The sequence below is a fragment of the Novipirellula rosea genome (assembly GCF_039541335.1).
In the GTDB taxonomy this organism is placed as follows: domain Bacteria; phylum Planctomycetota; class Planctomycetia; order Pirellulales; family Pirellulaceae; genus Novipirellula; species Novipirellula rosea.
The window spans coordinates 47,386-63,136 of sequence record NZ_BAABGA010000048.1; the positions used below are offsets into that span (position 1 = coordinate 47,386).

11 protein-coding genes are annotated in these 15,751 nt (G+C 55.9%); 8 read left to right on the top strand and 3 right to left on the bottom strand.

Annotation, left to right across the window (positions count from 1 at the left end; translation table 11 throughout):
• The first annotated feature begins 2 nt into the window (after positions 1 to 2).
• The 3 genes from ABD971_RS19145 to cheB all read left to right on the top strand — a co-directional run bounded on the left by ABD971_RS19145 (position 3) and on the right by cheB (position 6,510).
• A complete protein-coding gene (locus tag ABD971_RS19145; protein WP_345324669.1) occupies positions 3 to 2,495 on the top strand; it encodes a methyl-accepting chemotaxis protein in 2,493 nt (830 codons plus the stop codon).
• 87 nt (positions 2,496 to 2,582) lie between these two features.
• Positions 2,583 to 5,459, top strand: a complete 2,877-nt coding sequence (locus tag ABD971_RS19150; protein WP_345324671.1) for a hybrid sensor histidine kinase/response regulator — start codon at positions 2,583 to 2,585, stop codon at positions 5,457 to 5,459.
• A gap of 10 nt (positions 5,460 to 5,469) precedes the next feature.
• Complete coding sequence (cheB, locus tag ABD971_RS19155) at positions 5,470 to 6,510, top strand: chemotaxis-specific protein-glutamate methyltransferase CheB (RefSeq protein ID WP_339938255.1); 1,041 nt, start codon at positions 5,470 to 5,472, stop codon at positions 6,508 to 6,510.
• 267 nt (positions 6,511 to 6,777) lie between these two features.
• Here cheB and ABD971_RS19160 read toward each other — a convergent pair whose 3' ends face one another.
• Positions 6,778 to 8,220 (bottom strand): trypsin-like peptidase domain-containing protein, encoded by a 1,443-nt coding sequence (locus tag ABD971_RS19160; protein ID WP_345324674.1) that lies wholly within the window; start codon positions 8,218 to 8,220, stop codon positions 6,778 to 6,780.
• A gap of 403 nt (positions 8,221 to 8,623) precedes the next feature.
• Here ABD971_RS19160 and metG point away from each other — a divergent pair, with 403 nt between their 5' ends.
• The 5 genes from metG (at position 8,624) to ABD971_RS19185 (ending at position 13,630) form a co-directional block, all read left to right on the top strand.
• Positions 8,624 to 10,663: a methionine--tRNA ligase gene (gene metG / locus ABD971_RS19165; RefSeq protein WP_339938251.1), complete on the top strand. Its 2,040-nt coding sequence runs from the start codon at positions 8,624 to 8,626 to the stop codon at positions 10,661 to 10,663.
• Positions 10,664 to 10,668: 5 nt separating this feature from the next.
• Positions 10,669 to 11,523, top strand: a complete 855-nt coding sequence (locus tag ABD971_RS19170; RefSeq protein ID WP_345324677.1) for an alpha/beta hydrolase — start codon at positions 10,669 to 10,671, stop codon at positions 11,521 to 11,523.
• Positions 11,524 to 11,558: 35 nt separating this feature from the next.
• Positions 11,559 to 12,077: a GNAT family N-acetyltransferase gene (locus ABD971_RS19175; RefSeq protein WP_339938246.1), complete on the top strand. Its 519-nt coding sequence runs from the start codon at positions 11,559 to 11,561 to the stop codon at positions 12,075 to 12,077.
• The gene (gene epmA, locus ABD971_RS19180; RefSeq protein WP_339938244.1) at positions 12,077 to 13,051 is read left to right on the top strand and encodes an EF-P lysine aminoacylase EpmA; all 975 of its coding nucleotides are present in this window, start codon (positions 12,077 to 12,079) and stop codon (positions 13,049 to 13,051) included. The genes ABD971_RS19175 and epmA overlap by 1 nt, the downstream gene beginning before the upstream one ends.
• A 99-nt stretch (positions 13,052 to 13,150) precedes the next feature.
• Complete coding sequence (locus ABD971_RS19185) at positions 13,151 to 13,630, top strand: hemerythrin domain-containing protein (RefSeq protein WP_339938242.1); 480 nt, start codon at positions 13,151 to 13,153, stop codon at positions 13,628 to 13,630.
• Between the two features lie 4 nt (positions 13,631 to 13,634).
• Here ABD971_RS19185 and ABD971_RS19190 read toward each other — a convergent pair whose 3' ends face one another.
• Positions 13,635 to 14,708: a hypothetical protein gene (locus ABD971_RS19190; protein WP_345324681.1), complete on the bottom strand. Its 1,074-nt coding sequence runs from the start codon at positions 14,706 to 14,708 to the stop codon at positions 13,635 to 13,637.
• A 199-nt stretch (positions 14,709 to 14,907) separates the two neighbouring features.
• Entirely contained in the window at positions 14,908 to 15,720 is an 813-nt protein-coding gene (panB, locus tag ABD971_RS19195) for a 3-methyl-2-oxobutanoate hydroxymethyltransferase (protein ID WP_345324683.1), read from the bottom strand.
• Positions 15,721 to 15,751 lie beyond the last annotated feature (31 nt).

The following is a 15,751-nucleotide window of genomic DNA, read 5'->3' on the forward strand; positions in this document are numbered from 1 at the left end:
GCATGACATTGGTAGAACACATTCGCAAACTTTCGCTGCGGTGGCAGATCTCCGTCTTGCTGGGGATTGCGATTCTCATTTCGCTTTTAGCGCTGGGAACATTGGCGTTCCAAAAGAGTCGCGAGATTGTCACCGAAATGACACTCGAAAAGATGGTCGCGCAAACCAACGAGATCGCCAGCAACCTGGAGAGCACGTTGGCGCGTTCGCGTGCGGATACCCTCGCGATCCCAAGTTATCCGCCGATCCCTGGCATCATCCGCTGCTGGGACAACGAACAAAACCCAGGCCAAGATCCGGTGCAAACGGGATCGAATGTTCAAATTTGGATGGAACGACTCGCACAAATCATCACCACCGAAATGCGTGCTTATGGCGAGCGGATTGAATCGGCGTTTTACGACGCCGAGGGCCGTGGCGTGATGCGTGTGGTATCGCGACGGGGCGACTACGAATTGGAAACCGAACAAATCCCTAATATCGCTCAAGCACCTTACTTTTTAAAAACACGCGAACTCAGCAGTGGCAACACCTATGTTTCGCCGCTGCAATTGAACCCCCGAGGCAACGCGACCGTCCATGTCTGCACCCCGGTGTTCAGCAAGTCGAGCGAAGAAACGCTCGCCGAGTTCCGTGGCATTTTTGTGATCACCCTCGCAGGCGACATCTTGTTCAATAACGCAGTGCAGACGCTTGCAGGCGATCGCGCGAGTCAAGAACAAGTCATCGAAATTGTCGATAACACGATGCAGTTCCTGTATTGCAGTAGCAATAGCGATGCGACTGCGATGAGCAACGATCGGTTTGATGTACTGCGTCCGGTGCGTGCCGAACGTTTACTGAGAAACGACCTGGAAGGCACGCATTATGGCAAAAACGCCAAAGCGATTTATGTTCAGGGAGCGGATCGTCCCGATGGCAAATCGATGCTCGGCACCTTTACCCGAGTCTTCTACGACCCCAGCGATCGCACTCGATTCTGGGGGGTCACTACCAGCGAATATGGCGAGTCGGCGCTGCAAAGCGTCACGGATTTACGGAATCGGTTCTTATTAACAGGAACCTTGATCATGCTCGGTGTCTTGACGGCAAGCTACTTTTTCGCTGGACGTTTAGCAGCCCCGCTGGCCACGCTCAGTCGTACCGCCGATGAGATCGCGGGCGGTCAAATCGACAAACCCATGCCACAGATCCATGGGGCGGGCGAGGTGATCCAACTGAACACCTCTTTTCGCGAAATGACCCAAGCACTACGCAGCCATATTGCCGAAGCCAAAGACCAAAAATCGAGAACGCAAGCGACCATCGACTCGACCGCCGACGCTATCATCTCGCTCAACGGCGAAGGCACGATTTTGTCGTGCAACAGCGCCACGCGAGAGATGTTTGGTTACAGCGAGGACCAGCTCGTCGGGCAAAACGCCTCTCTTTTGTCACGCGCGCTGTGTAACGATGCATCGCATCAACCATCGCATCATCTTGCGCCGGGCGAAGTACGCAGACTAGGGGCCGGTTCCGAAGTGACAGGACGACATCGCGACGGATCCGAAATCCCATTATTGATGCGAGTCGTGGCGATGAACTACGCGGGCGATGAAATTATTATCGCAACGCTGCAAGACATCGCAGAACGCAAACGCAACGAACTGGAACGCGGGAAGCTGTTTAATGCCATTCGAGATGCGGTGCAGCGGCTTGCCACCGCGACTCAAGAAATCTTGGCCACGACCAGCCAACAAGCTGCCGGGGCACAGGAACAGGCCGCGACGGTTTCCGAAGTGGTCGCCACCGCCGAAGAGATTGCCCAAACAGCGGCCCAAGCCGCCCAACGTGCTGACGAAGTCGCGCAGGCCGCTCGCCACACCGATGAAGTGGGCAACGAAGGACGAATGGCGATCGAAGGTTCCGTCACCGCCATGGAAGAGGTTAAACGACAAGTCGAGTCGATCGCTGAAAACATGCTGTCACTCGCGGAACGTGCCCAAGCGATCGGCGAAATCATCGCCACCGTGAACGACATCGCCGAACAAACCAATGTGCTCGCACTGAACGCTGCCGTCGAAGCCTCGCGTGCCGGCGAACATGGAAAAGGCTTCGCCGTCGTCGCGGCCGAAGTCAAATCGTTGGCAGAACAATCCAAACGTGCCACCGCACAAATACGCTCGATTTTGAGCGAGATCCAAGCGGCAACCAATGCCGCCGTGCTGTCGACCGAACATGGCACGCACACTGTCAGCCAAGCCAGCGACGTCACATCGCGAGCCGGCGAGGTGATCAAAACTCTTGCCCAAACCCTTGCCGATTCCACTCAAATGGCGACGCAAATCTCGGCCTCCGCAAACCAGCAAGCGGCCGGGGTACGGCAACTCAACGAAGGGATCCGCGACATCGACACCGTCACCAAACAGAGCCTCAGTGCCGTACAACAGATCGAAGAATCCGCCCGAAATTTGAATGGACTTAGTAACGAACTCGCTTCGCTGACGGAGATTTAATCGTCGCCCATCGCGTCTTCACCCCATTTTGATGTTCAGACTGCTTGGCGAACAGGAAGTTTGCCCTACGTACAGGACCCAAAAACAATGGACGAACAAGAATTTGCACAATTACTGATGGAGACGTTCCTGCAGGAATTGAGCGAACATATTGAAACGCTCGGTCGTGAACTCTTGGCGGTGGAGAAGGAACAAACTCCGGAACAGCTTGATGAAATTTGGAAAGTGATCTTTCGCGCAGCCCATACGCTCAAAGGCGCCTCTGCCGCAGTCAATGTGCAGCCGATCCAGACGGCGTGCCATCATCTCGAAGATATTTTTGGTTACTTTCGCGACCAGCGTCGCTCGGCGCCTCCTGCGATGATCTCGTTGATGCTAAAAGTCATCGACGGAATCGAAGATATCTCCGTGCGACTTCGCGCCGAAGAATCTCTCGACGATTCGTCGCTGGTGCAGATGTTGCCCGAACTGAAGCAAGTCGCAGACGAATTGACCTCCAGCGAATCGACGTCAAACGAGTCGTCGCTGGCCACAGCAGAGGAGCCTGCGGAAGCCACAGCGTCCAGTGCGACTGCGGTTTCCAGTGCGATGCCTGGGGACGATCGTGTCGCCGCGTTCCTGAATGACTTGGACGACCATGTTGCGACGATCTCGTCCAATGCGTTGGGATTGGAAGCAGCAAAAAGCGATGCCGAAAAACAAAACGCCTTGACCTCGCTGCTGCATGCGACGAGCTGCCTGAAAACGTCGGCCGCAAACGACTCGGACGCAACAAGCAGTCTCGCGGTGGTTTGTGAGGTGTGTGACCATCTCGAACAACTGCTCACGAGGATACAAAACGAGCACCAGGACGTGACTGCGGAGCTGGTTTCACGGATCCTGGAAACGGCAAACTCGTTTGCTGAAACGGGGCGACGACTTCGCGATGGCCGCGATTTGCAAACGGCTTCGATCCAGAAAATGAGCGACAAGCTCGGCCGACTCGATCCGGCGAAACACCATCCGACCCGCGAAACCACATCGACTCGCGACACCACATCGCCCCCTGACACCACATCGACCCCGCCTACCAAGTCCAGCGACGACGGCAAGATCCGCAGCTCCGGAAAACCCAGCGATCCCCCGAAATCCAGCGATCCTTCCAAGTCCAGCGAATCGGCAAAATCCACTGAGCCCCCGAAACCTGGCGAGTCTGGCAAACGCGTTGCCGCGGCAGACCAGGCGGCTTCGATACGCGTCCCCGCCCAAAAACTGGACGCTTTACTCGCCTACAGCGGAGAACTGCTGGTGGTCCGAGGGCGATTTTCGCTGCGAGAAAAAGACGCCAACGATCTGCGTGATCTCGCCACCGAACTCAAATCACGTTGGCTCCATTCCCAACGCACCCTACGTCAAACGACGCCAAGCCGCGCGACGCCTCCGCCGCCGTCGGTCTCTGGAATCGCCGAGTCATGGATCGAAGAAACATCAAAATCCTTCACGCTGTTGACCAAAAAGATCGAAGCATTGTCGACGCTCATCGAAGCCGACAACCGCCTGCTCGGACAAACCTGCAGCCAACTCGATGACGAGGTGTATCATGTGCGAATGCTGCCGTTTACTGATGCCTGCGGCGGACTCGGACGTGCGGTTCGCGACATCGCGACCGCCAGCAACAAAAAGGTCAACTTCAAAATCGTGGGAGGCGATGTGGAAGTAGACCGTTCCGTGTTGGAGGGACTCAAGGATCCGCTATTGCACCTGGTCCGCAACGCGGTGGATCATGGTGTCGAAAAAACCGCGGAGCGTGTTGCCGCTGGAAAATCCGAAACCGCTTCGGTTACCGTCAGCGCCTCGCTGCGTGGCGGACAAGTCGAGGTGGTGGTCCAAGATGACGGTGCGGGATTCGACTTGGATCGCATCTGTGGGATCGCCAAAAAGCGAGGTTTGGAAGTCCCGGAGGACCGCCGCGAACAAGCACGATTGGTATTTGCACCTGGGTTTTCCACTGCAAAGATGATCACCGACATCTCTGGCCGCGGCGTCGGTTTGGATGTGGTGCAAAGCCGTGTGGAATCATTACATGGTGCGGTGGATGTTACCTTTCGCGTGGGCCAGTGGACGCGGTTCACGTTGTTGGTCCCGTTGACATTGACAACGATCCGCTCGCTGCTGGTGCGAGTGAACGACGAAGTCTATGCAATTCCGACGACAGCGGTCCGGCGATTGGTGCGTTTCGGCATCAACGAAGTCCGCACGTCGCTGGGACGCGACACGTTATTGCTCAGCGAATCTCCGACGCCGATTGTATCGCTGGCGGCGACCCTTGGCTTAAAATCCAAGGGACTGATCGCGGGAAAATTGTCGAAAGGGTTAGCGGTCATCTTAGCAGCGGGTGAGCAGCGGGTCGCCGTCACGGTAGATGATGTATTGGCCGAGCAAGAGGTTTTGGTCAAGAACCTTGGCAGCCGAATTCGACGTCTACGTCACTTTTCCGGCTGCACACTGCTGCCCACCGGACGGATCGCGATGGTGATGAATGCATCCAACGTTGTTCGCACCGCTCTTGGCATTGCTCCGACGTATTCGCATTCAACGCCCAAAAAACAAGAATCAGCCGCTCGCAAACAATTATTGTTAGCCGATGACTCAGTAACCACGCGAGAACTTCTGAAGAACATTCTTGAAACCGCGGGCTACGATGTCGTCGCCACTGCCGATGGCGAGCAAGCATGGACGGCGGCTCAAGAACATCATTTTGACGCGGTCGTCAGCGATGTCGACATGCCGCGAGTTGATGGATTTGAATTGACGTTAAAATTGCGAAACAATACACCGACCGCCGAGATCCCCATTGTCTTGGTCACTGCGCGTGGGTCTGACAACGACAAAGAACGCGGGGTCCAATCGGGCGCAAATGGATACATCGTGAAAGGCAGCTTTGACCAAGCCAACCTTCTCGACACGTTAGCCCAGTTGGTTTAAGGAGACAAAGATGCACACGGTATTGATTGTCGACGATTCCGCTACCTCGCGTGAAGTGTTGCGGGCGATCCTGTGTGAAGAAGCGGGTTTTCGTGTGATCGGTTTTGCCAAAGACGGACACGAAGCGGTCGAAAAAGCCAAAGAACTGCATCCCGATGTGATCACAATGGACATCAACATGCCCGGGATGAATGGATTGGAAGCGACACGCGAGATCATGATCGAAGCGCCCACACCGATCGTCATCGTCTCGGCGAGTACGCGCGTTCGAGAGATCGAAGCTTCGATGGAAGCGCTCGGTGCCGGTGCACTTGCGATTCTTCTAAAACCCCCAGGGCCTCATTCGCCCAAATATGCTGTGTTGGCGAAAGAGATTGTCACCACCGTCAAAGCGATGGCGGGCGTGTTGGTGATTCGGCGTCGACGACGGCTGAAAACCAACGGTGAACCGAATATCGTTCGCGAGGTGTCCGCCCCCCAAACACGCGCCAAGATCCAAGCGATCTCGATCCTGTCATCAACCGGTGGGCCTCCGGCATTGGCCAAAGTGCTGGGCGCGCTGCCGGCCGATTTCCCGGCTCCGATCCTACTGGTGCAACACATGGTCCCTAGTTTTGTTGCCGGCTTCGCCAGCTGGCTCGATAGCGTGGTGCCCCTGCCCGTTCGGCTGGCCTGTGATCACGAACGAATCGAGCATAGTTGTGTGTACGTTGCCGCAGCCGGCAGCCATCTCGGTGTGGGGCGAGGTTCGCGAATTCGGCTGTCCGACGATCCGCCGATCGATGGATTTCAACCCGCCGGAACGCATCTGTTTGCCAGCGTCGCCGAACAATTCGGCAAAGCCTGTGCGGGCGTGATCATGACCGGGATGGGCCGCGATGGTGTCGACGGACTGCAGCGCATCCACGCGGCTGGCGGCACCACGATTGCCCAGGACGAAGCGACAAGCGTTGTGTTTGGAATGGCAAAAGTCGCGATTGAACACAAGATCATCAACTCGGTCCTGCCGCTGGACCAAATCGCCAAACAGCTGCAACGGCTTGTCTGCTAGCGTTGCCAACGACCTGCATCGTATTCCGCCGCAACTTGAATGGCGGGTAGGCGATCGAAGTAGGGCTGGTTCGCACCGGCCGGTTCGCTTAAAGACGCATGTCCAGTAGAAACCGGCTCTACGCAAAAACAGAGCTGCGATAGCCTACGAGTGTCTTAGTATCGGCAAAAAACTCACTGTCGTGGTGGACGAGGCAACGAGTCCTGCGGCACGGGACTCGTTGCCTCGTCCACTACCGACTACGCCACTTAAAGTTTGGTCGATGCTCTAGCGCGACTGTTGCTGGACCATTCGCAGAAAGTCCTGAGTCGGCTCACTGACCGTCATTACTTGCGGTGAGCTTTGTGGGCTGTTTCGATCGCGGATGATCACGATCACCTCTTGGTTGCTCGCCTGCGAGACGCCTGCGGGGGCAAAGTCGGCCGGGGCCGCGATGGCCGATGGCTGCAGAGCGGATTGAGGAAGCCCCACGGGTGTGACCGCATCTTGATTCAGACTCGCCATTCGCTCGGGAGCCGCTGTGGCTCCGTTGTTTTGATACAAGCTGGTCAAGTTCACTCGGTCCAATTGCCAGTGCACGGCACCCGGACCGGCATAGATACCGACGTCATCTTTGTAGTCCGCTGCGTTGCATACTCCGATCAAACGGCCTGCGTCGTCGAACAATCCTCCGCCGCTTCGTCCATCAATCGGAGCCCCTTCGATCTCGAGATTCGAGGCGTTGATATGTTGATTGTATTTATTGACTCCGGTGACGCGAGTGTCCCGTCGGCTCGGGTCGTCACCACGATCGCAACCGTAGCTGAACGCCGGCTGACCGGTGCGAACTTGATCGACCGACGAAATTACTTCAACGGGATCAATCGCGAATCCGGGACGAATCACGACCAAGGCGATGTCACGATCATCGGCGTCGTAGTCGAGCAATTGCCCGAGAACCGTATGCACTTGGCCTCCGACAAACAAATCGACTTCGATTTTTCCCTCGCCTTTGGTCTCGCGGAACAGGTGCCCGCAAGTCAAAACGAGCCCTTCTTCGCCTTGAATATCAATGATGGTGCCGGTGCCGGCGCCGTAGCCTTTTCCGTCATGAACACGCAGGCGAACGGTGGCAGCGCGAGCTCGTTCCACCGCATCGGCTTTGCTCAGACTTGGCATCGGCTCGATCGCCCGAGTGGCATCGCGATTGGATGCTGCCGTCAATGTTTGGCCTTGGAAGCCCTGGTTTTGGGATGTCTGGTTTTGAGCTGTCTGATTTTGAGCAGACTGGTTATGAGCTGGGCCGACTGGCAAACGGCCCACCGGAGCCAAGCGAGTTTGGGGAGCCGGGAACGGGTCGCCCGTCCGGGTCATCGATCCGGTTTGCACCAATGGACCGCGGGGATTGATCGCCAGTGCATTTTGCAAATCGGCAAGCGACTGCGTGCCGACCAATCGAGTGACTTCTTTTCCACTGGCGACGACGACGAAAGTGGGGGTTTGACGAATTCCGTAGCGGCGGGTCAGATCGGGTTCAGCTTGAACATCGACGTGCCGCACGGGGACGCCGGACTGTTCGAGTTGAGCAAGAACGGGCTGCATCGCCCGACAGGGAGGACAGTGCGAGGAAGAAAAGTCGATCAGAATGGCACCCGCAGCCTGAGCCGTGACACCTTGAAAGCAATTTGTTGCCGCTACAAATGCAATCGCGATCGCGAACATTGTCTTCATCACGCTCGTCCCTCCATGGACGGTAGTGGTCATTTCGGGCGAGCCGTCATTGGCCTGCCGAACAGGAGACGACCGCATTAATTTTCCAACGTCCCTGCTGGATTTTGGTCGCCTGAGGATCGCAATACTGCATGAATTCACCCGGTCACGGCAAGATCAATGGCCGCGATCCTCGTGGAACTTTAGTTTTTTTTGAGTTTCACACCCATTTTTTTACAATTTGTTCATTCCGCTGACTCGGCAAAAACGTGTACAGATCGTCGCCCCGCGTCGTCGAAAACGAGTTTCAAAGCTACAATCCGCCCAAGACGCTCGCGGCATCCTCCGTTTGATGCTTTGCCGATAAAAATCGATTGTCCGATTCCTGGCAGCTTCCCTTCCCAACGTTCCCAAATCAATTTCGATGACTCGCCGAATCCTTGTCACTAGCGCCCTGCCCTACGCCAACGGTCCGATCCACATCGGGCACCTGGTCGAATACATCCAAACGGACATTTGGGTCCGATTCCAAAAATTGAGAGGCAACCGCTGTATCTACGTCTGTGCCGACGACACCCACGGCACCGCCATCATGATTCGAGCCCGCAAAGAAGGCCGCAGCGAAGAGGAATTGATCGCGGCAATGAGCGAGTCGCATCAACGCGATTTCAGCGGATTTGGCATCGAGTTCGACCACTACGGCAGCACCCACAGCGACGCCAATCGCGAATTGTGTGGCGAGTTCTGGAAATCGCTGCGAGCGAACGACTTGATTGCCGAACGCGAAATCGAGCAGCTTTACGATCCCGAAGCCCAAACGTTCCTAGCCGATCGGTTTGTCCGCGGTACCTGTCCCAAATGTGGCAAGAAAGACCAACCAGGCGACAATTGCGTATGCGGACATACGTACAGTCCCACCGATTTGATCGACCCCAAGAGCACGCTTAGCGGCGCGACGCCCGAACTTCGCAAAGCTCTCCATTTGTTTGTCGAACTCGACAAGCTGCACGAGTTTTTGGCGACGTGGATCGACAGCAGCGATGCCCTGCAGAGCGAAACGGCCAACTATTTGAAAGGCCATTTCTTAGCTAACGAACTTCGCGACTGGGACATCAGCCGCCCAGGGCCCTATTTTGGTTTCGAAATCCCCGATTCGCCCGGCAATTATTGGTACGTCTGGTTCGATGCACCGATCGGCTATATCGCCAGCACAAAACAGTGGTGTGATGCCAACGGCGAAAAGCTCGAGGATTGGTGGAAATCGGACGATTGCGAAATCCATCACTTCATCGGCAAGGACATCACCTATTTCCATACGCTATTCTGGCCCGGGATGCTGAAAACGGCCGGCTACAGTTTGCCGACCAAAGTTCGTATCCACGGTTTTTTGACCGTGACCGGCGAAAAAATGAGCAAGTCGACTGGCACGTTGGTGTCCGCCGAAACCTATTTAAAACACACAAAACCTGCGTATCTGCGTTACTTTTACGCCACCAAATTGACCGCTCGCGTGGAAGACATCGACCTTGGGATCGATGAGTTTACGGACAAGATCAACAGCGACTTGGTTGGCAAAGTGGTCAACCTTGCCAGCCGCGTTGGCAAGTTCGCGAGCTCAACGGGGCTGTCGGCAACCTACCCCGACGATGGGGGCTTATTCCAGGCCGCCGCCGATGCGGGCGACGAAATTGCTGCCGCGTACGAATCCTGTGATTACTCTCGTGCCATGCGGCGGATCATGGAACTGGCCGACGCCGCCAACCCGTTTGTCGAGCACGCAAAGCCGTGGGAAATGAAAAAGGATGCGGATCGTCAGGACGAGCTACGCGACGTTTGTACGGTCGCACTTAACCTGTTCCGACAATTGACGATTTATCTCACGCCGGTATTGCCGGAATTGGCTCAGCAGTGTGGTGATCTGTTAGGCGAAGAAATCACATCGTGGGAGCAAAGTAAAACACCCCTTACCGGAACCGCTGTTGCCAAGTTCCAACGAATGATGGACCGAGTTCAACCCGAGGATTTGAAGAAGATGATCGACGAAAGCAAAGAATTGGCAGCCGAAGAAACCAAGCAAGACAACTTGCCGACGTTCAACGACAGCGACCAACCACTCAAAGACGAACCGTTGGCCGATGAGATCACGATCGATGATTTCGCCAAAGTCGATTTGCGAGTCGCTCGCGTGGTCAATGCCGAGCATGTGCCGGAAGCCAACAAGTTGCTGAAGTTGACGCTCAGCCTCGGCGGTGACGAGCGACGTCAAGTCTTCGCCGGAATCAAAGCTGCTTACGAACCCGAAGCGTTGATCGGCCGTTTGGTCGTGATGGTCGCCAATCTTCAACCACGCAAAATGCGTTTTGGATTGAGCGAAGGGATGGTAACGGCATCAGGCCCTGGTGGCGCCGAAGTGTTTGTCCTCGGCGTGGACGAAGGCGCTCAACCCGGTCAACGTGTCCATTAAACAAAATGCTGCAACGGCCTATCAATCACTTCCGTAGCTTTTTGCTCGACAAACTGGTGCTCCGGCCCACGCGTGACTGCGTGGACCATGGCATGCAGCATCGATTGCAGCTGCCGTCGCGTTTTGGGCCGCTGGAGACATTTGGTTACGCAAATTATCCCGACCCCGGATTTGGGGACACTCCGGCAAATGCGAGTGATCCACCGGATCTGTTGCTGCTGAAATTCCCTGGAACGGCAGGACGAGCCGAGCGTTCGACGCCGTTTCCGACGGAAATGATGCGGGATGTTCGCATCCATACTTGGACCTGGAACCCGCCGGGGTACGGCAACAGTGCTGGCCGTCCGACGCTTCGCCGCATTGCCGAAGCCGCTATCGACTTCTTCGAAGCCTCGATCGATCGCTACGCACAACGCTACACGACGACCCCCGCGGTATGGTTATGTGGTAACAGTCTCGGCTGCGCCACGGCGCTGCATGTCGCCGCGATCGCGCAACAAAGCTCGTCTCCGATTCGAGGTCTGCTATTGCGAAATCCTCCGCCGGTGGATTTGGTGGTGAAACATGTGGCGAAACGTTATCCGCTGGGCCGGTTGATCCATCCGGTAGCCGACCAATTGGCGCCGGCCATGAACGCGATCTACACCGCCTCGAGCGTCAATGTGCCGGCAATCTTTTTGCAATGCCAAAACGATTCGCTTGTTCCTCCCGCGCTGCAGCAACGCATTCGCGATGCCTACGCCGGCCCTCAAACGCTTGTCAAACTCGACGGGCTCGATCACGATGGCGCGATGGATGAACAACACTTGCCAGCGGTCCGTGATGCCGTGCGTTGGCTTCGCGAACAATCGCAACTCTAAGATTTATTGAGCCATTTTTTTCGATAGCCAGTGCAATGTCACTTTCCGACCTCCGCATTCGTATTCGCCACGCAACCGAGAACGATGCCGCTCGCGTTGCTGAGATCTACAACCACTATGTGGATGTGGGCGGCGCCACGTTTGACACGGTCCATCTGTCGAGCGAAATGGTGGGCCAGCGAATCAAGCAACCCAAACCGGATGGTTGGTATGTTGCCGAATCAGGCGAATCGTTACTCGGATGGGCATCGGCGCGGCGTTACAGCGATCGATTTGGCTACCGATTTTGTTGCGAAACCGCAATCTACATTGCCCCCGATGGCCAAGGTCGCCAAATCGGCAACCAATTGCAGCAGAGAGTGGACCAACACTGTGTCCAATGCAATCTGCATCATGCAGTCGCTCGCATCATTGCCGACAATCAACGCAGTCTTGCGTTTCATTACCGTCACGGCTACGAGATGGTCGGCATTCAAAAAGAGATCGGCCGCATGAACGACCAATGGGTCGACGTGGCGATCTTGCAAAAGATTTTTCGCCCCGATGGCAATTAATGTCACACCACTCTCGCTGCAACATCGATCACATCCGTGCGCGTGCACTGTTACTTCGGCAAGTCCGAACGTTCTTTGACGAACGTGGTTTCTTGGAAGTGCAACCGCCCTGTTTGTCACGCGACTGCATCGTCGATCCGTACATCAACCCGTTGACCGTTTCGACAAAACAGCTTGCCCTCGCCGAACCGGATCTTCCCGAGTGCTACTATTTGCAAACGTCGCCCGAGTTGGCAATGAAACGCATGCTGGCCGCCGGAGCACCGTCGATCTACAGCATTGGACCGGTGTTTCGGGCTGGCGAACGCGGGCCGATGCACAACGTCGAATTCAGCATGCTGGAATGGTATGATGTCGGTGCCGATATCCACTCGGGAATCAACACCACCGGAACGTTGGCGTGCGAGGTGCTGCGAACGGCTCGCTTCGACATCACCACTTACCGCGATGCATTTTCGGCAGCCCTCGGAATCGATCCGATCACCGAACCGTTGCCGCGACTGCAATCCAAAACCGCGGACATCGACGCATCGCTTGCGAAAGACATCGCCAAGGACCGCGATGCGATGCTGGACGTGCTGTTTACTCATCATGTTCAACCCAATCTTGGCCGCGAAGTGCCCGTGATCGTTCGCAACTACCCCCTCACCCAAGCGGCATTGGCACGCCAAGCGGCGGATGACGAACTCTGCGCCGCTCGCTTTGAAATGTTTTTCAAGGGCATTGAACTCGCTAATGGCTATGACGAATTACTCGACGCAGACGAGTTGCTCCAGCGGACGCTGATCAACAACCAACGCCGCATCGCATGCGGCGAAACCCCTCTGCCGATCGACAACTCGTTGGTGGAAGCAATGCGGCGTGGACTGCCCGCTAGCACGGGAGTCGCACTCGGTTTCGATCGTCTGTTGATGTTACATACAAAGTCACACTCGATTGACAAAGTTGTACCGCTGACGATTGAAATCGCTTAGAATTAGCTTAGTTCGTCTATCCACCGGATCACGCCCCATGCTTGATCCACCCCGTGTTAGAATGAGAATCTCTTTACAACACAAATGCGAGTAGTCGACATGACCAATAATGCAACTTCGACTCGGCGATTAGCCGTCAACGCAGCGTTTTTAAAGGACATCAAGGACGATAACCATCACTTAAAGGTTTTGGTGGATAAGATCGGCCCGATGGTGTCGCATCCAAAAATCGCGACCAACCACTGGCTCGAACTCATCGACTTGTTCTCGGAATTCCGAGACCAGCTGGCGCTTCACTTTTCGCTCGAAGAAGCGTTTGGCTATTTTGATGAAGCGATCGACACGTCGCCGGAACTGAGCACGCATGCAGAATCGCTGCGTTCGCAGCACACCACGCTTTTCGAGGCGATTCGCCACTTGACCGAATCGGCAAGCGAAGTGACCGCCGATCAAGAAGAAAAGATCGCCCGACTGCTGGTCCGCTACGATACATTCTTGCGGTCGTTTGCCCAGCACGAGGAAGCTGAACTAAAACTAATCCTCGAGGCCTTTGACGATGATCTCGGCGTCGGCGACTGATCCATCACCAAATCATGCTGAATCCAAAATTCAGCCCGTTCCAGTTCAAATCGTGAAACGCAGGCGTCTGCGTGGCTGGATCGAAGAATGATTGCGACGCGGATTGCTCCAACGCCCCCACGGCGTCCTCTAACCATAATCCTTGGTAAGCCACTTGCAGCGAAGCCCAACTGCACAACCACATCGACCCGCCAATTTCGACATCGAACAGCGACGTATCTTTGTCGCCTTCGTAGCTGAATGACGTGTTCTGGGCCACGGCGGAACCACGAACCTCGTTGTCGAGTGCCGCATACTTGCCACGAGCATACAGGCGTGATCGTCCGTTGGTCCACAACGTTGCTTCGCCACCCACTTGAAATCCAAATGCCTTGTTCGAGGCTGTCGAGAAAAAGCCCGATCGCGTCGTCGTTGCCAGCGATGCGGTATCAATCACGTCAAACGTCTCGTCCAAGCGAAACCAGCGAAGCCCCGCGGTCAACCGAATCCGCTGTATCGGCCGGTAACCAATCATCCATTCCGCCGAATCGAGATCCGAGTCAAGAAACATTGTGTAGCCGGGACCGGGGCTTGCCGGAAAACCACCATAAAACAGCGGATGCAGATTGGTGGTGGTGTAATTGCCCGCGTCAAACCGTGTCTCGGCCACCGTATCGTCGACCGACAAAAACACCAAGTCACAATCGACCCCAGGAGCATACCGCGTCAAATTGAAAAGGGTCACCGAAATCCGTGTCCCCAGTTTCATCTCGGGATCGATTCCATCGCTTGTCTCTACCAACTCAGAGGAATCGGTGTACAGCAAGGGAAACGCATCGGGTGCCGAACGCTTTAGCGCCAGACCGCCGATGTCGACGCCAAAAAGTGGCTCATATCGATGCGGCCCCGCTAAGTCGAGCTTGTCAAAATTGTTCAGCGGACGGTCCGCAGCCGGTGCATCGAATTCCAACATGCCGCTGCCACCCGCGGCAAGCGACGGCAGCAGTGAACCGACCAACGCCAACATCATCGACGCCGATCGAAACAACGTCGCAATCGATGCGGCTAAATCGAGCCGGTTGCTTGTGTTTCCATCCATGTTTGCAAGCCTTGCAGCGATAACGCCCCATCATCGAAGCGTGTGGGTTTTGATCAGTCAGCTGAAAAAAATGATATCAAAACCGACTTCGGCAATTCATCCGCCGACGCTTAACCCATTCGCAAGCGAGGGGCGGTTGCCGGAAGTGTTGATGGACGTCCGCTCATTGCAATCGCTACATCCGCGCCAACCCTGCGGATCAAAAGGACTCACTTGCACCGGGGAAAGAACGGTCGGCGACCGCCTCGCGATAGGTCGTCGCCGCGTCGCGAATCAGCGTCGAGGCGTCGGCGATTTTCCGTACAAACTTGGGCGTATACCCTTGAGTCAATCCAATCAAATCGTTGGTAACAAGCACTTGCCCCGTTGTATGCGGTCCTGCACCAATACCGATCGTTGGCACCGCGACCGCTTCGGTGATCGCTTTTCCGGCATCGACCGTGACACACTCGACCAGAACCGCAAACGCGCCCGCTTTTTCCGCTGCCAATGCATCGACCACCAAGGCATCGATCTCGCGGTGCACTCGGTAGCCTCCGTCGACATGGATATTCTGAGGCCGCAGCCCGACATGGGCCATGACCGGAATGCCAGCGGTCACCAACGTCTCGATTCGCTCCGCTTGCTCGGCGCCCCCTTCGAGCTTGACCGCGTGACACTTGGTTTCTTTCAACACACGCGCGGCACAATCGACGCTGCGAGATATCTCGCGTTGTCCCTCAGGAAACGGCAGATCGACGACCACCATCGCTCGCTTTGCCGCCCGTCCGACCATTTCGGCGTGGTACAACATTTGGTCCATCGTCACCGGCAAAGTTGTCTCGTGGCCTTGCACCACCATCGCAAGCGAATCGCCGACAAGTAAAATGTCGATCCCCGCATCGTCTAAAATGGCAGCGGTCGGAAAATCGTACGCGGTCAACATCGAGATCGTCTTTCCATCCTCACGCATTCGCTGAAGCGATCGGGTGGTCACGCGTGAACGGGCGGTGGAGGGCGTAGCAGGCGACATCGACGCGTCGGGGGCTCGGAGGAATCAAAAC